Genomic DNA, 17,019 nt, shown 5'->3' with positions numbered 1-17,019 from the left:
GCCTCAGGCACAAGCTGAAGCAGCGCAAGGCGGCCGCCCTAAGTTCCTGATGGTCCGGCGCACTGGCAGGGGTATGTCGCGTTGCACAAAATCATCATTGAACTTCACCACGCATGTCTCTAAAATACGCCGTGTTGCTTCGCAACATACCAGCAGTCGTTCCAGATTGATACATACAGTACGCCAAGTCGTGCCGGCCGCCAGGAGCGGCCGTCGTCCAGTTACCGGAGAAGCCATGTTTTTGACCCAAGACCAGATTTCCACCGCCAAAGCCAATCTCGAAGCAAACGTATCCCTTTACTTCACCCTGACAAGCAAAACCCTGGAAAGCCTGGAAAAGCTCGCCACCCTCAACGTGACGGCAATCAAGGCCTCGATGGAAGAATCCGTCGCCACCACGCGCCAGCTGATGGCCGCCAAGGATGCCCAGGAATGGCTCGCGCTGGTCAATGCACAGGCCAAGCCGAACGTCGCCAAGGTGGTCGCCTATGCGGGCCACGTTGCCAGCATCGCCACCGATGCCCAGGCCGAATACAGCAAGGCCACCGAAACCCAGATCACCGAAGCCGCGCGCAAGGTCAATGAACTGGTGTCCGAAGCAGCGAAGAAGGCACCCGCCGGTTCCGACGCTTTCACCAACCTGTTCAAGACCACCATGGACAACGCATCGGCCGGCTACGAGCAGCTGACCAAGTCCACCCGCCAGGCAGTCGACGCCTTCAACGCCAACGTGAACGGCGTGGTCAACCAGATGGCCAAGACCACTACCGACGCCACCACCACCGTCAAGGCATGATCGGCTGATACCAGCCGCGCGGAAAAGCGCAGGAAAGAGAAGGGCCGCCAGAGCGGCCCTTTTTTCATGTCTGCGGCTTGCAGTCTGTGTCTCGCATCGCATCCGGTTGACGCAGGCCGATTCGCCCGGGAAGGCGATCGGCGAGAATGTCCGGCATGAGAGCCATGTCCCCGCCATTCCCATGACGGCGCCGCCATCCACTCCCGACGGCCGCTACCTGATCGTGCGCGGCCGCCTCTGGCGCAAGTCCAATCCCGCCCTTTCCGAGGAAGAACGCGCACGGCACACCAAAGCCTTGATGGCGGCCCGCCGCGCCGTGCGCGCCGCCTTGCAGGGCGGCGACGACGCGGCCCTGCGCAAGGCGAGGGCCGGGGTACAAGCCGCCAAGGTCGCGCTCGGCGAGCGCGGACCCGTCTGGTGGCAGGACGGCAGCCCGGACTACAACCGCCATCTCGTCAAGAATACGCCCTATGCCGCCTGGCATGACAGTCTCGGCCCGCAGGAAGATGCCTGACGCCGTCACCTCCCGATGAGGCCGGCGGATCAATCCACGGAAGCGCCGCGCGGATCGAAATTCAGGTCGCGGGCCATGGCCTCGTATAGCTCCCGGGCGCGCGGACTGTCGGCCGGGGGCAACCTGACCTCGACCACCAGGTAAGCATCGCCCGGATCGCCTTGCGCGCCGGCCGGAATGCCGCGTCCCTTCAGCCTCAGCTTGCGTCCCGGCTGCGTGCCGGGCGGAATGCGCACTTCCACCTTGCCATCCGGCAGCGTGGCATCGACGGTGGCGCCGAGCGCCGCTTCCCATGGAGCCACCGGCAGGCTCGCGAACAGGTTGCGGCCTTCCGCGCGGTAGCGCGGATGCGGCTTGAAGTGGACCTTCAGGTACAGGTCGCCGGGCTTGCCGCCGATGCCCGGCGCACCCTGGCCGGCGAGACGTATCGATTGTCCGGGGCGCACCCCGCGCGGGATGCGCACCTGCAGCGAACGGTCGCCCGACGGCATCCGCAGGGTGATGGTGCGGGTTGCGCCGGTGTATGCGTCCTCGAGGTCCAGTCCGATCTCGGCGTGCTGGTCCTCGCCCGGCATGTCGAACGATGCGCCGGTTCGTCCCGATTGCCGGAATGGCCCGCCGCCTCCGAACAGTTCCGAAAACAGATCGCCGAAGGCGTCTTCGTCGCTGCCGGCAGCGGCCCGGCGGCGGCCGGCATGCTCTTGCCAGCCCTGTTCCTCCCAGCCGGGCGGGAAGCCGAAGCCCGCGCCCATGTCCGGGCGGCGGCCGGCCTCGTCGTAGGCCGCGCGCTTTTCCGGGTCGGAAAGCACGCCAAACGCTTCGTTGATTTCCTTCATCTTCAATTCGGCGTCCGGTTCCTTCGATACGTCCGGATGGTACTTCCGCGCGAGGCGGCGGAACGCCTTCTTGATGTCGTCCGCGGAGGCATCGCGGGCGACTCCGAGCATCTCGTAGTAGTCCCTGGTTTCCAAAGCGGATCTCCTGCAAACAGTGGTTGCAGTGAAGATGGCATCGCCGGGACGCGATTTCAAGGCCGCCGATTTGCAATGACCAGGCAGTGGATGCGGCTGAAAAATTTCGCCGGAACGGCTCTTGAAAACCGTTTTTGCGATTCCTATGTTGGCCATGAACGCGGATCGGCATGCATCCGGGAAGTCCCGGTGGCCGCCGCGGCCCGTGAAGAAAAAGGAGGACAACATCATGTATCGCACCCTATTTCCGCGTGACCTGTTTGCCGAACTCGACCGGCTCCAGCGTGAAGTGCAGGAAGCCTTTGACGGCCCGAGCATCCGCGGCGCCGGACGCGGCGGCTATCCGGCGCTGAACGTCGGCAGCACGCCCCAGTCGCTGGAGCTCTACGCATTCGCTCCCGGCCTCGACCCGAACAGCATCGAAGTGAATCTCGAACGCGGCGTGCTGACCATCGCCGGGGAGCGCGCCAATGCCACGCCCGCCCAGGACGAGAAGACCACGCTGCACATCAATGAACGTTTCGCCGGCCGCTTCCGCCGCGTGGTCAGCCTGCCGGACGACGACATCAATCCAAGCGGCGTCAGCGCCGAATACCGCGACGGCGTGCTGCATGTCACCGTCAAGCGCCGCCAGGCACCGCAGGCGCGCCGCATCGAAGTGCAATGACAAGGAGGCCATCATGACGACCAACACCATCAACCAGACCAGCGCGGGCAAGGACCAGGTCGCCCAGAAAGACAACCGGAAAGACCAGCAGCCGAACGCGCGCCAGGAAGCGGCGCTGCTGCCGCCCGTCGATGTCATCGAAGACGCAGCGGGCATCACCCTGTACGCCGACCTGCCCGGCGTGCCGAAGGAAAAGCTGAGCCTGCACCTCGAAGCCGACAGCCTCACCATCGAAGGCGAAGTCGCGCTTGCGACACCGGAAGGCATGGAGTCCAGCCATGCGGAAGTGCGCCTGCCGCGCTATCGCCGAACCTTCACCCTGTCGCGCGAACTCGACAGCGACAAGGCCACGGCGGAATTCAAGCTTGGCGTGCTGACCCTGCGCATCCCGAAGGCGGAGCACGCCCAGCCGCGAAAGATCGAGATCAAGGTGGCATAAGGCCCCGCCGCATCGACGGCGGGAACGATGGCGGCAACGGCGCGGGTCAGGCCCGCGCCGGGGCAGGCAAGGGGACGACCCGCAGCTTGCCTGCCGCCAGCGCGCCCGTGATCAGCTTGTAGGCATCGGAATCGAAAACGATGTCGTCTTCCGCATCCCCCAGCAGTTCCTGCCATTCGCTCGCCTGGCCGAGGGCCCCGAGGTAACGCCAGCGGTCGATCACGAGCACATCCTCGCGCGTTCCCTGAGCGCCCGTCTCCACCATGCCCACCGGCCCGTCGTGGGGCCAGGCCTGGATGCGCAGCGATTCCATCGCCGCCCGCGACTGGTTGCGCAGCGACGCCATGGCCATCTCGGCCTTTCCCACCGTATTGAACGGCCCGTACAGCGGCCCCTGCGCCGCGCTGAAGTCGACCTCGCGCGACGACACCAGCGCGAGTTCCGGCCGGCCGCGCGCATCGGCGCCATCGATGCGCCAGGCGTAGGCAACGCGCCGGTTCGGCGGCGCAGCATTGTGCACCGGCCGCAGCCTGCGCAGCAGGCGCGCTTCCAGCAGCCTGGCGCCGATGTCGCCGGCGGTTTCGCACCAGTCGAGGCGGTGTGCCTGGCGCGCGAGCTGCATGTCGCGCTGGGTGAACTTGTCTCCGTGGAAGTGCGCGAACACCCGTGCGCGCAGCTGCGAGGCGCGTCCCACGTACAAGGGCGCGCCCTGCTGGTCGCGGAAAAGATAGATGCCCGGCCTGTCCGGCAGGTCCTCGATCACGTCCGGGTCCAGCGCGGTCTCCAGCCCGCGCCGTTCGAGCTGGCGGGCGATCGCCGCATCGAGCGCTTCCGGCGCCACCGCGTCTTCCAGCTTGCGCCAGAACTGCCACAGCAGGTCGGCGTCCGCCAGCGCCCGATGCCTGGCTTCCACCAGCAGGCCATGGCGTTCGACAAGGGCGTCGAGCCCGTGCCGGATCTCAGAGGGAAAAAGCTTGCGCGAGAGCTTGACCGTGCACAGCACGTCGACCCGCAGCGTCATGCCGAGGCGCTTGTACGCCTGGCGCAGGAAGCCATAGTCGAAGCGCGCATTGTGGGCGATGAACAGGCCGCCCTCGATGCGTTGCCGCAGTTCGGCAGCGACTTCGTCGAACGCCGGCGCGCCGGCCACCATGGCATCGTCGATGCCCGTCAGTTCCTGGATGAAGGGAGGAATCGGCACGCCCGGATTCACCAGGCTCGACCAGCGCTCCACCCCGGACGCGCCGACCTCCACGATGCCGATCTCGGTGATCAGGTCGATGGCGGGATCGGGGCCGGTGGTTTCGAGGTCGATGAACAGCAGCTTGCCGGAACGATGATGCATGGGCTTGGCGGCGGGACGCGGTAGGCGGGACGGCGGGGCCGGCGCTTCAGGCGGACGTCACGCGGATGCGCACGTCGCCGAGCGTCACCACCTGGCCCGCGCGCACCTTGCAGGTCTTGCGCGACTCGACCTGGCCGTCGACCGATACTTCGCCGCTGGCAACGAGCGCCTTGCCGGCACCGCCGCTGTCGCACAGGCCGGCCAGCTTGAGCAGCTGGTTGAGTTCGACGAAGTCGCCGCGCAGGTTGAATTCGATGTCCTGCATCATGCCTTCTCCAGTGTCCGGGACGCCTTGTCCAGCCACACGGCAAGGTTCGCCTGCAGGTCTTCCTGGCTGAAGGAGCAGCTTTCCTCGGTGAACAGGCTGCCGGCTTCCATGCGGCCGAGCAGGTCTTCCTGGCTGAAGGAGCAGCTTTCCTCGGTGAACAGGCTGCCGGCTTCCATGCGGCCGAGCAGGTCTTCCATCACCTGCCCGTAGCTGGCGGGCAGGGCGGCAAGCAGGGCGGTCTCGCCGCGCCAGGCGCGGCAAAAGGCATCCATGGAAAGTTGTTTTCGGCGCAGGCCGTCGAGGGAGGCGCGCAAGGCGTGCAGTGCGGTATCGTGAGACATGAAATGGATGATCAGGTGATTAAAGCTGGCGCGCCTCGAAGGTGTTGCAGGCAGAGATCTGCCCGGTCTCGATGCCGCGCGTGAACCAGCGCACGCGCTGCGCCGAGGTGCCATGGGTGAAGGAATCCGGCACCACCTCGCCGCGCGCCTGGCGCTGCAGCGCATCGTCGCCGATGGCGCTGGCCGCCTTGAGCGCGGTTTCCACGTCGCCCTGCTCGAGGATGTTGCGCGCCTGGTTGGCATGGTTGGCCCAGACGCCGGCGAAGCAGTCCGCCTGCAGTTCGAGGCGAACCGAGAGCGCGTTGGATTCCACTTCGGAAGAGCGCCGCCGGACCTGGTCCACCTTGTCGGAGATGCCCAGCAGGTGCTGCACGTGGTGGCCCACCTCATGCGCGAGCACGTAGGCCTGCGCGAATTCGCCGGAGACATGGAAGCGCTGCTGCATCAGCCGGTAGAAGCTCAGGTCGATGTACACCTTCGAATCTCCGGGGCAATAGAACGGGCCGGTCGCGCTCTGGCCGGTGCCGCAGGCCGTCGGCGTGGAACCGGAGAACAGCACCAGCTTGGGCTTCACGTAGTTCCGGCCCTGGGCGCGGAACAGTTCCGTCCAGGTGTCTTCGGTGTCGGCGAGCACGGTGCGCACGAAGTTGGTCATCTGGTCGTTGGCGGGCGGATGGGAAGGCGCCTGCTGCACCTGCGCAGGCTGGCCGCCGCCGAGCATGCTGAGCACCGACAGGGGATTCACGCCGAACAGCAGCGATGCGACGACCGCGATGGCCACCGTCCCCAGGCTCAGCGAACCGCCGCCGAGGCTGAATCCGCCGCCGCCGCCTTCGCCGCGGCGGTCTTCCACATTGTCGCTTTCGCGATTACCTTCCCATTTCATTCCCGTCTCCTTGCGGCATCTGCTGCCTTCAAGATGTTGACAACGAGGCAGCAGTGAAGTGCCGCGCCTTCGGTTGTTCCTCAGCAAGCGCCAACGTCATTGGCGTCGTTGGCGTCATTTCCGTCAGGTCCGGCCGCCGGCTCACGCCAGGGCGACGCGGTTGCGTCCGTTTTCCTTGGCCCGGTACAGCGCGGCATCGGCGCGCGTCACCAGGCCGTCCGCGTCTTCCCCGTCCAGGATCGTCGCCACGCCCATCGATGCGGTGACGTGCGGCAAGGGCCGGGCCGCATCCTCGAACACCCGCGTCTCGCGCAATTGTTCGCACAGCCGCTGGGCAACCGCCTTCGCGGCCTGGGCGCCGGTGCCCGGCAGCAGCACGGTCAGTTCCTCGCCGCCATACCGGGCGGAAAAATCGCTCGGCCGGAGCACGGAAGAGATCGCCTTCGCGGCAGCAACCAGGGCGGCATCGCCCGTCTGGTGGCCGTGTTCGTCATTGAAGCGCTTGAAATGATCGAGGTCGATCATGATCAGCGACAGCGGCTCGCGGCTGGCGTGCGCATGGTCGATGAGGGCGGGCAGGCGGTCGTTGAGCCAGGCGCGGTTGTGCAGGCCGGTCAGGCCATCGATCATCGATAGCTGGCGGTAGAACTCGCCGACCTTCTCGCGGCGCCGCAATTGCGCGTTCGCGGCGCGCAGGCGGAACGAGAGCAGGCGCAGCATGTTGCGCGCCACGCCGTGGCATTCGTCGACCATGCGCCACAGCACGTCGGCGGGAATGACCAGCACGTCGGTGTCTTCCTGCGCGGCCACGTGGTCCGGCGGCGCGCCATGGTCGAGGACCGACAGTTCGCCTGTGCATTCGCCCGGCAGGACGGTGCCGAAGCCGCGTTCCCCGCCAGGCCGGACTTCGGCCGGCGTGACGCCGAGCGCGCCGTGCAGCACCACGTAAAGACGGCCCTGGCGATCCTTGGCTTCTGGCGGCGATTCCCCCGCGCGAAGGCGCAGTACCGGGCAATCGGCGAGCAGGGGCAGGATGGCTTCCAGCGGCGCGCCGTGGAAGAGTTGCACCCGGTCGGGGGCGTAACCTGAGGCGGCGAAGCTGGCGATGTGTTCCAAGGCTGTCCTGCGTGGTGATGGGGTGGTTTCCAACAGAACAGTAGGCTACAGCACTTGGCGCGTCAGTGCCACCTTGACGATGTAACCGAAGACCAGCAGCGCCGCGACGAAGGCGGCGGCGCGCACGCCCTTGGTCTTGCCGCGCTTGAGCGCAATGGTGCCGAGGCCGATGTAGGCGATGAGCGCCACGACCTTCGCGGTCAGCCAGTTCTGCGCGAGCGGGTACTGGCTGCTCCACACCGCCAGGGTGATGGCGCTGGCCAGCAGGGCGGTATCGATCACGTGCGGAGCGATCCTGACCCAGCGCTGGCGCAGCGCCGGCGAGTCGCGCAGCATCCAGAGGCCGCGCAGCAGGAAGAAGGCGCCGCTCAGCGCGGCGCAGGTCATGTGTAAATGTTTGATGGCGAGATAATTCATGGTGCCCGCATTGTATCAAGGGACGCCATGATGCCAGGTTTCATTTCGGCCAGAGCACCATCTGCGTGCAGCGGAACATCGCCATGACCTTGCCGGTGTCGCGATGCCTGACCACCGCGTCCCAGACCTGGGTATTGCGACCGAGGTGCACGGCGCTGGCTTCGCATTCGACCACGCCGTCGCGGGCCGTGCCCATGAAGTTGCTCTTGAGTTCGATGGTGGTGAAGCTCTGCGCTCCCTCCGGCAGGCTGGCGACGCAGCCATAGCCGCAGGCGGTGTCGGCGAGGGTGACCACGCTGCCCGCGTGCAGGAAGCCGTTGGGCGCGAAGTGGGTCTTCTCGACCCTGAATTCTGCCCTGACCTTGCCCTCAGTGACTTCGGTGATCTGGATGCCGAGGTGGCCGGGCAGGAAGCCGGGGCTGCGGTCGTTGAAATAAGCGGCGTTCTTTTCCATGCGTTCTTCCTCAATCAGGCCAGGTGACGCGCTCGGGCAGCGGCACGCCGTCTTCGATGTCGGTCGCCGCCATGCTGCCTGCCATGGCTTGGACCACGATGTAGTACAAGTCTTCCTGCGAGTCGTTGCGCCAGGTGCGCGAGCCGTCGGGCGCCACGCGGATGACCGTTCCTTCGCGCACCGGGACGACGCGGCCGTCCACCTGGAACTGGCCGCTGCCCTTCAGGAAGATGTACAGCTCTTCATGGGTCTTGTGCTTGTGGTAGAAGGGCATGCCCTGGCCGGCGGGCAGCTTGTTAAGGGACACCTCCATGCCGGTCATTCCCAGCGGCTCCTTGAGGAAGAGCTTGCCGGGAAAGCCCCGGCCCTTGCCGAGGGGATGAAAGAACTGGTAGCTCGAGAGTTCATCGAGCGGTCCGGCGTGCGCGCTGGCGAAATGTTCGCCCTGGGTCACTTCCAGCGATGCCATGGTCATGATCGTTCCTCCATTTGAATGTATATGCATCTATTTGAACAAAAAAAATCAGCCAGCCTGCTGGCTGGTCATGGCCAGCACGGTATCGGCGAGCACGCCGAGGTCCAGTCCCCGCATGCGTTCGGCAAACTGCTTCTGCGCCTGCTTCCAGAGCGGCGTCGCCTCGCGCAGGCGCTCCTTGCCCTCGGCGGTGAGCGACCAGCGGCGCTCGCGCCTGTCCTCGCCTGGCTCGCAGCCGATCCAGCCATTCTCCTGGATGATCTTCAGGGTGCGGGTCAGGGTGGTGCTGTCCGCGACCAGCGCCGATGCGATTTCCCCGGTGGGAAGCCCGGGATAGGCCGCAAGCAGGCGCAAGATGCCGTACTGGGTGATCTTCACTCCAGAGGGCTTCAGCGCCTGGTCGTAGAACTGGGTGACCACGCGCGAGGCTTGGCGGATGGAACCGCAATAGCAGGGCATTCGGACAGGTTGCATGATGGCTTGAATATAGCTGCATATACATCTAAACGCAAGGCGCCCGGGAACGCAAGGGCGTGATTGCTTCAAAACAAGCCGGTTGAACTTAGCATTGCACCAACAGTCCCACCGGCGTAATGGGGCAATAACGTGCAACAAGGGATGGGAGCAAACGTCATGAACGCATTTCGCAGCAGGCATGAGGAAAGGTATCGCGATGCCGCGGTCGGCGATGGTCTCGGCAGGGAACGATCACCTTCCAGGCTGCTCGGCCGCAATGCCGCGCTGCTGGGCGCCGGCGCCGCTCTCGCGGCCGCCGCGGTCTACGTGCAGATGCGGACTCGCGAAGCGGAAAACACCAATCCACCCGCCGGCAGGTTCATCGAGGTCGAGGGCGTGCGCTTGCACTATCTTGAGCGCGGGCAAGGCCAGCCGCTGGTTCTCCTCCACGGAAACGGCAGCATGATCCAGGACTTCGAAACGTCCGGCCTGATCGAGGAAGCGGCCAAGCATTACCGCGTGATCGCCTTCGACCGTCCGGGGTATGGCTACAGCACTCGTCCGCGCAGCACGATCTGGGGACCGCAGGCGCAGGCCGAGCTGCTCCATCACGCCTTGCATCTCATGGGGATCTCGCGGCCGATCGTCGTCGGTCATTCCTGGGGGGCGATGGTGGCGGCCACCATGGCGCTCGATTACCCCGGCGCGGTGAAGGGCCTGGTGCTGATGTCCGGCTACTACTATCCGACGGCGCGGCTGGACGTGCCCTTCGCGTCCCAGCCTGCCATACCGCTCATCGGCGACCTGCTGCGCTACACCGTCTCGCCGCTGCTGTCGCGCATGATGTGGCCGGCGGTCCTGCGCAAGCTGTTCGGGCCGAAGGAAGTGCCGGAGCGCTTCGCGCGCGAGTACTCGGTATGGATGACCCTGCGGCCTTCCCAGTTGCGGGCCGCCGCCGCCGAGGCGGCGCTGATGATCCCCGCCGCCTTTTCCCTGCGCAATCGTTACCGTGAACTGGACGTGCCGGTGGCCATCGTGACCGGTTCGAGCGACCGGCAGGTGAGTTCACGCTTCCAGTCGGAGCGCCTGCACGACGAGGTCAGGCGCAGCACGCTCCACGTCGCGACCGGCGTGGGGCACATGGTGCATCACTTCGCCCAGGGAGAAATCCTTTCCGCCATCGAGGAAGTCGGCAAGGAACTGCCGCAGCGGCAGGCCGTGCCGCGCATCCACGCGCAACGCATTCCCCTGCACTGAAACGCGGCCGGCGCCCGGCCGCGTCCTGCGTCAGTACCCGGTGCGGAAGCGGGTGCCGCGGAAGTTCAGGATCATCCCGTTCGCCGTCATCGTTTCCAGCTTCAGTCCAGGGGCGATCTCGTCGCCCTCGTGCATCAGGCGGCCGTTGATCAGGACCGAGCGATCAGCCTTGTTCCCCGAGTAGATGTAGCCGTTCATGCTGTACGCCGGGATCTGCCGCTGCAGGTCTTCGGGCAGCTCGCGCAGGGCCGGCGCGGGCGCGGGTTTGGCTTCCTGCTTCTCTTGCTTTTCCTGTCTGTCCTGCGCCTTCGGCGTCTCCTTGCGGCGTGCCGGCCTCGGCTTGCGCTCGTCGGCCTGTGCGGCTGAAGCATGCTCGGCAGGCGAGGGCGCTTTGGCCGCGGGTGCCGGCGCATGGGTCGCCGGCGCGACCGGGGCTGCCGATGGTACTGCGGCCTGCGGCGCATTTGCGGAAGCATCGGCGACGGCGGGTGCGGCGGGTGCAACAGGTGATTGCGGCGATGCCGCTGGAGGCGCGGCTTGCGGCGCGGGCGACGGTCCCAGGCGCAGCCATGCGAGGCCCATGCCGAGCGCGGCGATCACGGTAATCGCCAGCCAGGGCCAGGGCGTGCGCCACACGGACGGCGGCGCGCCTGCGGGACCGCCGGAAGGGGCGCCGCTGAACGTGCCGCCGGCATTCCCCTGCCGGCGCTCCGCCTCGGCCTTCTTCAATGCGTCGAGGATGTAGGACATCTAAGCTCCTGCCTTGCTGTTCATGGTTGCCGCCGGCTGGCGCGCGGCATGCAATGCCGGTTCGGCGACGCCGGCCATGCGGTTCAGGTGCATGAGCGTGACCGCGCCGGCAATGCCGTCCACATGCAGGCCCTGGGACGACTGGAAATCCTTGATCTGCGCCATCATCCGTTCGGACATCGCCTGGCCCTCGGCCGGCGCGGCCCCGCCGTAGATCTGCGCGAGCTGGCTGGCGATCCAGTCGACCTGCGGCCCGCTGTCGCCGATGCGGGGCGGCTTGTCGAATTCCGGCGGCACGCGCCAGATCGTCAGGAATCCGCCGTGGTACTGGCGCGTCAGCGCTGCCATGGAGATGGTCTTTGCCGTCGCGCCGATGCCCGTAACCAGTTCCTGTCCCTCCAGGCCGGTCAGCAGCAGCCAGCTGGTCTTGCCCGCGGCATCCTTCAGCGGCAGCAAGGCCGGCCGGTCGAGCAGGCGAAGCTCGGCGAGTCCGCCTTCGCTGCGGTAGCAGCGCAGCTTGGCCGGCTTGATGGCTTCGCAGGGATCCTGCGCGCCGTCGGGCACGGCATCGCCCCACATGGCGGCGAGCCGGCGGATTCCGGCTTCCTGGGAGGCGAAGCTGTCCGGCGCATCGACGGCCGCCTGCGACGGCCCGGCAGGAGCGGGCTGGCTGGTTGCCGATGCCGCCGGCGTTGGCGTGGCTGGCTCGCCGGTGCCTTTCTTGTCCGCGTTGCCGGCAGGCGCGCCGCTTGCCGCCGGGCCGGAGGAAACGGTCCGCAGCACCGCGGGAAGCATGCCGGCGAGTCCGTCCATCCAGCCCTGCTCGTAGCCGATGGCGAGCGCCCCGGCGGCAACGATCGCCGCCACGGCAGCGAACGTTGCCGGCGTCTTTTTCTTGACGGCCGGCGCCGCCGCGTCGCCCCCGGCAAACAGCTCCTGCGCCGCATGCCGGATGATGTCCCGGTCCACGGTATGCCGGCCCATGGAATAGGCGCCAAGCAGCGCGCGGTCGCACAGCAGGTTGATGCGGCGGGGGACACCGCGCGTGAGCTGGTGGATTTGCCTCATCAGGGGCTGCTGGAATGGCGAGGTCGCGGTGAGGCCTGAGGTGGACAGGCGATGCTGGATGTAGCTGGCCGTCTCCTGCTCCGTGAGCGCGCCGAGATGGTAGCGCGCGATGACGCGCTGGGCGAGCTGCTCGAGGTCGGGCCGGGCGAGGATGTCGCGCAGTTCGGGCTGGCCGATCAGGATAATCTGCAGCAGCTTGCGTTCGTTGGTCTCGAGGTTGGTCAGCAGGCGCAGCTGCTCCAGCACCTCGACCGCGAGGTTCTGCGCCTCGTCGATGATGAGCACGGTATTGCGGCCGCGCGCATGCTCGTCGAGCAGGAAGGCATTGAGGGCGTCGATGTGGTCCTTGACCCCGTTCACCCCCTTGGCGGCCTGCGGAACGGCGATGTGGAATTCCTCGCAGATGGCGCGCAGCAGCTCATGCACCGTCAGGCGCGGGTTGAAGATGTAGCCGACGTTGCAGTTCTCCGGCACCTGCTCCAGGAAGCAGCGGCAGACCGTGGTCTTGCCCGCGCCGATTTCACCGGTCAGCACCACGACGCCGCCGCCGCTGTTCGCGCCATACATCAGGTGGGCCAGCGCCTCGTGGTGGCTCTGGCTCATGAAGAGGAAGCGGGGATCAGGCGAAATCGAGAAGGGATCCCGGTTCAGCCTGAAAAACTGGGTGTACATGTGGCGATGAAGTGGGCGATGTGGTGAACGAAGTGTACGCGGCGGTGCGGCCTGGAAAGGGAACGACCTGGTTGCAGGCCGCGGCCAGGCAAGGCGACAGTTTAACAGTCCGCGCCACGAAAGGCGGCCCGGCGCATTGCCGGTTTGATAAAATCCCGCGGTGACACGGCCGCTGCCGCCGCGCCGCCTTCCATTCAATCGTTTCCTGGAGAACACTACATGGGCAAGACTTTTCTCATGCTCGCCTTCCTCGCGCCGCTGGCCTGCGCCCCCGCCTTCGCGGCCGGCCAGATGAAACCCGGATTGTGGGAAATGACCATGAAATCCGACGCCATGAAGAACATGCCCAAGATTCCGCCCGAACAGATGGAGCAGATGAAGAAGATGGGCATCGCCGTGCCGGAATTCCAGGATGGCGGCATGAAGACCCGCATCTGCATCACCAAGGAAATGGCGGACCGCGAGGAGCCGCCCGTGATGGACCCCTCCACCGGCTGCCAGCCCAGGAACTACCAGCGCAGCGGCAACAGCTACAGCATGGACATCGTCTGCAACGGCGCCGACATGAAGGGCGAAGGCAAGGCGAAGGGCAGCTTCTCCGGCAGCGACAACTTCACGTCGACCTACGACTTCAAGGGCACGATGCACGGCCAGCCGGTGAACCAGCATCACGAAAGCAGCGGCAAATGGCTCGCGGCGGACTGCGGCAACGTCAAGTCCTATGGCGACATGAAGCCGAAAAAGTGAGCAGAGCGGGGGCGACTAATATTTCATGACGGGAAAATAATTTTGTCGGAAAGTTGATTTGTGGCATATTTTGGGAAATAGCCATCGCGCAACGGTCGGGGCAATGACCGTGCCGATCAACGAAGAAGAGGTTGACATGTTATTTTTGAAGAGCACCGCAGCGCCCGTCGCCCCTGGCGTGTTCACCGTGGATGTGGCGGCCAAGCCGCCCGGCAAGACATTCATGATCTACACCGCGCTGGATGCGGCGAACCCGCCGACCACCTTCATCCAGGAAATCGAAGGCCTCGGCTTCAAGCAGGTGTTCACCAAGGAATACACGCACCACGACGGCAAGAAGATCATGGACATGCATTTCCAGAAGGCCGGCACCGACATCTTCGAAGGCTGGAAGGATGCCGAACGCGAGGCGAACCTGCAGGCGATCCAGGATGCGATGTCCAAATACAACATCACCATCAGCCCCAGGGTGATGTCGCTGGCCGAAGCCTTCCGATAGCCTTCCAATCGCCTTCCCATAGTCGCCTCCACCAGACTGTGGTAGTCTGAACAACGCGCGCCGCCTCACAGGCCTGGCGCGCCGCAGTGCTTCCTTTCCTCATCCTCCGGGAAGCACGGGGCGGGTGCCGGCAACGGCGCGCCGTCCCCTCCAAGGCATTCGCCCGCACACCCGCCGGACGCATGCCCCTGCTGGCCGAAATCCACCCGTTTCCGTGCGCCGTCCTGTCCGTGTTCCATGCGGCCCGGCGGCCTTTGCCATTGCTTTTTCGCCGCAGTGAACCTGCATGCGTGCGCTGTCACGCACAGGGCCGGACCATGACCGGCCACGACAACAAGACCAACGACGATAACGCTCCCACTAGACATGACTACGCTCGAACACAATGCATTGCAATACCACGCCGCCCGCGATGCGCGGCCGGCCGGCAAGATCGCCATCCAGGTGACCAAGCCCGTCGACAGCCAGGACGATCTTTCGCTTGCCTATTCCCCCGGGGTCGCCGTGCCCTGCATGGAAATCAACCGCGACCCCGCCAAGGCCTACGACTACACCGCCAAGGGCAACCTGGTGGGCGTCATCACCAACGGCACCGCCGTGCTCGGACTCGGCGACATCGGCGCCCTCGCCGGCAAGCCGGTGATGGAAGGGAAGGCGGTCCTGTTCAAGAAGTTCGCCGGCATCGATGCCTTCGACATCGAGATCGACGAAACCGACCCGAAGAAACTGGTGGAAGTGATCGCCGCGCTGCATCCCACCTTCGGCGGCATCAACCTCGAAGACATCAAGGCGCCCGAATGCTTCCAGGTCGAACGCTCCCTGCGCGAGCGCCTGTCGATCCCGGTCTTCCACGACGACCAGCATGGCACCGCGATCGTGGTCGGCGCCGGATTCCTGAATGCATTGCGCCTGACCGGGCGCGACATCTCCCTCGCCAAGATCGTGTGTTCCGGCGCCGGCGCAGCGGCGCTGGCCTGCCTGGACATGCTGGTGGACCTGGGCGTGCCCCGCAAGAACATCACCGTCTGCGACAGCCGCGGCGTGCTCACCACTTCGCGCGACCTGAGCGAGGAAAAGCGCGCCTGGGCCCAGGACACGCAGGCGAGCACGCTCGGCGAGGTCATCGGCATGGCCGACGTGTTCCTTGGCTTGTCCGGCCCCGGCCTGCTCAGCCAGGACGACGTGCGCAAAATGGCCGCTAGGCCCATCGTCTTCGCGCTCGCGAATCCGGAACCGGAACTTCGCCCGGAACGCATCCGCGAGGCCGCCCCCGACGCAATCGTTGCCACCGGGCGGTCCGACTACCCCAACCAGATCAACAATGCGTTGTGCTTTCCCTACCTGTTCCGCGCCGCGCTGGACGTGGCGGCAACGACGATCAACCAGGCGATGAAACGCGCCTGCGTGGTGGCGCTGGCGGAGATGGCGGCGACCGATGCGCAGTTCGGCACGGAATACATCGTGCCGTCGCTGCTAGACAAGCGCTTGCTGACGGGCGTGACGCCCTTGATCGCAGCCGCGGCGGTGGAGAGCGGCGTGGCGCGGCAGGTGTGGGACCAGCAGGTTTATCGCGGGCGTCTCGAGGCGCTGGCGAAGACCTTGATTTGAAGTGGGCTTGGGTGGGGGTTGTTCCCTCCCCTTCAAGGGGAGGGCTAGGGTGGGGATGGGGTTCGGTGGCATGTAGAGAACACTATTTGGTTCGCTCGTGATGTCAACGCTGTTCTTTGCTCGCGTCGGAAACCCATCCCCACCCCAACCCTCCCCTTGAAGGGGAGGGAGCTTGGTAGTCAGGGCGCGGATGTAGTGGCCGTGGCGGTCGCCGCAGTCATCATTCGCCGTAACGCGATGCCGAAGGCGAGCCCGCGATGTCCCTTCTGACGTCGCCGAAAGGGGCGGCGGCAGGGGGCGCTTTTCTTTGGTTCCGTTTCGTGGGGCCCGCCTAGGGGGCGAGTCCAAAGAAATGAACTGGCCCGCCGGGGCCAGTCCCGGCACCGCCCCACGGAGTGGGAACAGCAACCGGTTCACCGGAGAGACGTACGCAACCGTCGTAGAAATGGGATCCCCGCCTTCGCGGGGATGACAAAGGTAGTCTGCAATGACAGCCCTAGCAAACCCTGACAAAGCCAATCAAGAACTCCACTCCCTTCCCCCTACCCCTTCTTCCGAAACACCAAATCCCAAACCCCATGCCCCAACCGCAATCCGCGGTTCTCGAACTTCGTCACCGGCCGATACTCCGGTCTCGACGCATACCCGGCCGCGGTATTTTCCAGCACGGCTGAGTCGCTCAACACCTGCAGCATCTGCTCCGCATAATCCTGCCAGTCCGTGGCGCAATGCAAGTAGCCGCCAGGCGCGATGCGCGAGGCGAGCAGCTCCACGAAGGGCGGCTGGATCAGCCGGCGCTTGTTGTGCCGCGCCTTGTGCCAGGGATCGGGAAAGAAAACGTGCACGCCGGCCAGCGACTGCGGGCGGATCATGTGGGTGACGACCTCGACGGCGTCGTGCTGGATGATGCGGAGGTTCGTCAGCCCGCGTTCGCCGATCAGCTTGAGCAGGCTGCCGACCCCGGGGGTGTGGACTTCCACGCCGATGAAGTCCTTGCCGGGCATGGCGGCGGCGATGTGCGCCGTGGTGTCGCCCATGCCGAAGCCGATCTCGAGCACCTGGGGCGCGACGCGGCCGAATGCCTGCGCGAAGTCCGTTTCCGCCTTGGCGTAGGGCAGGCAGTATGCCGGGCCCAGCGTTTCCAGCGCCTTGGCCTGCGCGTTCGACAGGCGGCCGGCACGCGTGACGAAGCTGCGTATCCGGCGTTCGGTCGGGTCGTACAGCATCGGCCGGTTGTCGTCGGAGGAGTGGTCAGACATGCGAATTCGAATCC

The 17,019-nt window shown here is 65.8% G+C and carries 21 protein-coding genes; 8 read left to right on the top strand and 13 right to left on the bottom strand.

Annotated elements, in window-relative coordinates:
• Window positions 1-235 precede the first annotated feature (235 nt).
• Together phaP and G3574_RS28300 are read left to right on the top strand one after the other, a co-directional pair.
• Window positions 236-796 carry a TIGR01841 family phasin gene (gene phaP / locus G3574_RS06715; protein WP_163961310.1) on the top strand — a complete coding sequence of 187 codons (561 nt, stop codon included), beginning with the start codon at window positions 236-238 and terminating at the stop codon, window positions 794-796.
• Between the two features lie 106 nt (window positions 797-902).
• Window positions 903-1,310, top strand: a complete 408-nt coding sequence (locus G3574_RS28300; RefSeq protein ID WP_235953106.1) for a hypothetical protein — start codon at window positions 903-905, stop codon at window positions 1,308-1,310.
• A gap of 29 nt (window positions 1,311-1,339) precedes the next feature.
• On the opposite strand, the gene G3574_RS06705 is transcribed toward G3574_RS28300, so the two are convergent.
• Window positions 1,340-2,281, bottom strand: a complete 942-nt coding sequence (locus G3574_RS06705; RefSeq protein ID WP_163961307.1) for a DnaJ C-terminal domain-containing protein — start codon at window positions 2,279-2,281, stop codon at window positions 1,340-1,342.
• A gap of 229 nt (window positions 2,282-2,510) precedes the next feature.
• On the opposite strand from G3574_RS06705, the gene G3574_RS06700 reads away from it, so the two are divergent.
• Together G3574_RS06700 and G3574_RS06695 are read left to right on the top strand one after the other, a co-directional pair.
• Window positions 2,511-2,948: an Hsp20/alpha crystallin family protein gene (locus tag G3574_RS06700; RefSeq protein ID WP_163961305.1), complete on the top strand. Its 438-nt coding sequence runs from the start codon at window positions 2,511-2,513 to the stop codon at window positions 2,946-2,948.
• Between the two features lie 13 nt (window positions 2,949-2,961).
• Window positions 2,962-3,387, top strand: coding sequence for an Hsp20/alpha crystallin family protein (locus tag G3574_RS06695; protein ID WP_163961303.1), 426 nt, complete (start codon window positions 2,962-2,964; stop codon window positions 3,385-3,387).
• Between the two features lie 46 nt (window positions 3,388-3,433).
• On the opposite strand, the gene G3574_RS06690 is transcribed toward G3574_RS06695, so the two are convergent.
• From G3574_RS06690 to G3574_RS06650, 9 genes are all read right to left on the bottom strand, one after another.
• Window positions 3,434-4,732, bottom strand: a complete 1,299-nt coding sequence (locus tag G3574_RS06690; protein ID WP_163961301.1) for an exonuclease domain-containing protein — start codon at window positions 4,730-4,732, stop codon at window positions 3,434-3,436.
• A gap of 46 nt (window positions 4,733-4,778) precedes the next feature.
• A complete protein-coding gene (locus tag G3574_RS06685) occupies window positions 4,779-4,997 on the bottom strand; it encodes an RNA-binding S4 domain-containing protein (RefSeq protein WP_163961382.1) in 219 nt (72 codons plus the stop codon).
• Entirely contained in the window at window positions 4,997-5,341 is a 345-nt protein-coding gene (locus tag G3574_RS06680; RefSeq protein ID WP_163961299.1) for a hypothetical protein, read from the bottom strand. Before G3574_RS06680 ends, G3574_RS06685 begins: the two co-directional genes overlap by 1 nt.
• Before the next feature lie 19 nt (window positions 5,342-5,360).
• Window positions 5,361-6,227: a KPN_02809 family neutral zinc metallopeptidase gene (gene ypfJ, locus G3574_RS06675; protein ID WP_163961298.1), complete on the bottom strand. Its 867-nt coding sequence runs from the start codon at window positions 6,225-6,227 to the stop codon at window positions 5,361-5,363.
• A gap of 141 nt (window positions 6,228-6,368) precedes the next feature.
• Complete coding sequence (locus G3574_RS06670) at window positions 6,369-7,343, bottom strand: GGDEF domain-containing protein (protein WP_163961295.1); 975 nt, start codon at window positions 7,341-7,343, stop codon at window positions 6,369-6,371.
• A gap of 45 nt (window positions 7,344-7,388) precedes the next feature.
• Window positions 7,389-7,760, bottom strand: coding sequence for a SirB2 family protein (locus G3574_RS06665; RefSeq protein WP_163961293.1), 372 nt, complete (start codon window positions 7,758-7,760; stop codon window positions 7,389-7,391).
• 40 nt (window positions 7,761-7,800) lie between these two features.
• On the bottom strand, window positions 7,801-8,214 hold the full coding sequence (locus G3574_RS06660; protein WP_163961291.1) for a PaaI family thioesterase: 414 nt from the start codon (window positions 8,212-8,214) through the stop codon (window positions 7,801-7,803).
• A gap of 10 nt (window positions 8,215-8,224) precedes the next feature.
• Window positions 8,225-8,689: a cupin domain-containing protein gene (locus tag G3574_RS06655; RefSeq protein WP_205609681.1), complete on the bottom strand. Its 465-nt coding sequence runs from the start codon at window positions 8,687-8,689 to the stop codon at window positions 8,225-8,227.
• A 48-nt stretch (window positions 8,690-8,737) separates the two neighbouring features.
• Entirely contained in the window at window positions 8,738-9,163 is a 426-nt protein-coding gene (locus G3574_RS06650; protein ID WP_163961289.1) for a MarR family winged helix-turn-helix transcriptional regulator, read from the bottom strand.
• A 159-nt stretch (window positions 9,164-9,322) separates the two neighbouring features.
• Here G3574_RS06650 and G3574_RS06645 point away from each other — a divergent pair, with 159 nt between their 5' ends.
• Window positions 9,323-10,402 (top strand): alpha/beta fold hydrolase, encoded by a 1,080-nt coding sequence (locus G3574_RS06645; RefSeq protein ID WP_205609680.1) that lies wholly within the window; start codon window positions 9,323-9,325, stop codon window positions 10,400-10,402.
• Window positions 10,403-10,432: 30 nt separating this feature from the next.
• Here the strand turns inward: G3574_RS06645 and G3574_RS06640 are convergent, their stop codons facing one another.
• Together G3574_RS06640 and G3574_RS06635 are read right to left on the bottom strand one after the other, a co-directional pair.
• Window positions 10,433-11,152, bottom strand: coding sequence for a general secretion pathway protein GspB (locus G3574_RS06640; RefSeq protein WP_163961285.1), 720 nt, complete (start codon window positions 11,150-11,152; stop codon window positions 10,433-10,435).
• A complete protein-coding gene (locus tag G3574_RS06635; RefSeq protein WP_163961283.1) occupies window positions 11,153-12,892 on the bottom strand; it encodes an ExeA family protein in 1,740 nt (579 codons plus the stop codon).
• Between the two features lie 219 nt (window positions 12,893-13,111).
• On the opposite strand from G3574_RS06635, the gene G3574_RS06630 reads away from it, so the two are divergent.
• The 3 genes from G3574_RS06630 (at window position 13,112) to G3574_RS06620 (ending at window position 15,746) form a co-directional block, all read left to right on the top strand.
• Complete coding sequence (locus G3574_RS06630) at window positions 13,112-13,639, top strand: DUF3617 domain-containing protein (protein ID WP_163961281.1); 528 nt, start codon at window positions 13,112-13,114, stop codon at window positions 13,637-13,639.
• 136 nt (window positions 13,640-13,775) lie between these two features.
• A complete protein-coding gene (locus G3574_RS06625) occupies window positions 13,776-14,138 on the top strand; it encodes a hypothetical protein (protein WP_163961279.1) in 363 nt (120 codons plus the stop codon).
• A gap of 366 nt (window positions 14,139-14,504) precedes the next feature.
• The gene (locus G3574_RS06620) at window positions 14,505-15,746 is read left to right on the top strand and encodes a malic enzyme-like NAD(P)-binding protein (RefSeq protein ID WP_163961277.1); all 1,242 of its coding nucleotides are present in this window, start codon (window positions 14,505-14,507) and stop codon (window positions 15,744-15,746) included.
• Between the two features lie 542 nt (window positions 15,747-16,288).
• Here the strand turns inward: G3574_RS06620 and trmB are convergent.
• On the bottom strand, window positions 16,289-17,005 hold the full coding sequence (gene trmB / locus G3574_RS06615) for a tRNA (guanosine(46)-N7)-methyltransferase TrmB (RefSeq protein ID WP_205609679.1): 717 nt from the start codon (window positions 17,003-17,005) through the stop codon (window positions 16,289-16,291).
• Between the last annotated feature and the right edge of the window lie 14 nt (window positions 17,006-17,019).

It is taken from the genome of Noviherbaspirillum galbum, assembly GCF_010974945.1.
Taxonomy (GTDB): domain Bacteria; phylum Pseudomonadota; class Gammaproteobacteria; order Burkholderiales; family Burkholderiaceae_D; genus Noviherbaspirillum; species Noviherbaspirillum galbum.
Note: the sequence above shows the minus strand (reverse complement) of the source record. Positions and strands in the feature narration are given on the sequence as shown.

Coding starts and splice junctions, on each gene's coding strand:
- phaP (WP_163961310.1), top strand. CDS start 236: ATGTTTTTGACCCAAGACCAGATTTCCACCGCCAAAGCCAATCTCGAA.
- G3574_RS06700 (WP_163961305.1), top strand. CDS start 2,511: ATGTATCGCACCCTATTTCCGCGTGACCTGTTTGCCGAACTCGACCGG.
- G3574_RS06695 (WP_163961303.1), top strand. CDS start 2,962: ATGACGACCAACACCATCAACCAGACCAGCGCGGGCAAGGACCAGGTC.
- G3574_RS06690 (WP_163961301.1), bottom strand. CDS start 4,732: ATGCATCATCGTTCCGGCAAGCTGCTGTTCATCGACCTCGAAACCACC.
- G3574_RS06685 (WP_163961382.1), bottom strand. CDS start 4,997: ATGCAGGACATCGAATTCAACCTGCGCGGCGACTTCGTCGAACTCAAC.
- G3574_RS06680 (WP_163961299.1), bottom strand. CDS start 5,341: ATGTCTCACGATACCGCACTGCACGCCTTGCGCGCCTCCCTCGACGGC.
- ypfJ (WP_163961298.1), bottom strand. CDS start 6,227: ATGAAATGGGAAGGTAATCGCGAAAGCGACAATGTGGAAGACCGCCGC.
- G3574_RS06665 (WP_163961293.1), bottom strand. CDS start 7,760: ATGAATTATCTCGCCATCAAACATTTACACATGACCTGCGCCGCGCTG.
- G3574_RS06660 (WP_163961291.1), bottom strand. CDS start 8,214: ATGGAAAAGAACGCCGCTTATTTCAACGACCGCAGCCCCGGCTTCCTG.
- G3574_RS06655 (WP_205609681.1), bottom strand. CDS start 8,689: ATGACCATGGCATCGCTGGAAGTGACCCAGGGCGAACATTTCGCCAGC.
- G3574_RS06650 (WP_163961289.1), bottom strand. CDS start 9,163: ATGCAACCTGTCCGAATGCCCTGCTATTGCGGTTCCATCCGCCAAGCC.
- G3574_RS06645 (WP_205609680.1), top strand. CDS start 9,323: ATGAACGCATTTCGCAGCAGGCATGAGGAAAGGTATCGCGATGCCGCG.
- G3574_RS06640 (WP_163961285.1), bottom strand. CDS start 11,152: ATGTCCTACATCCTCGACGCATTGAAGAAGGCCGAGGCGGAGCGCCGG.
- G3574_RS06635 (WP_163961283.1), bottom strand. CDS start 12,892: ATGTACACCCAGTTTTTCAGGCTGAACCGGGATCCCTTCTCGATTTCG.
- G3574_RS06630 (WP_163961281.1), top strand. CDS start 13,112: ATGGGCAAGACTTTTCTCATGCTCGCCTTCCTCGCGCCGCTGGCCTGC.
- G3574_RS06625 (WP_163961279.1), top strand. CDS start 13,776: ATGTTATTTTTGAAGAGCACCGCAGCGCCCGTCGCCCCTGGCGTGTTC.
- G3574_RS06620 (WP_163961277.1), top strand. CDS start 14,505: ATGACTACGCTCGAACACAATGCATTGCAATACCACGCCGCCCGCGAT.
- trmB (WP_205609679.1), bottom strand. CDS start 17,005: ATGTCTGACCACTCCTCCGACGACAACCGGCCGATGCTGTACGACCCG.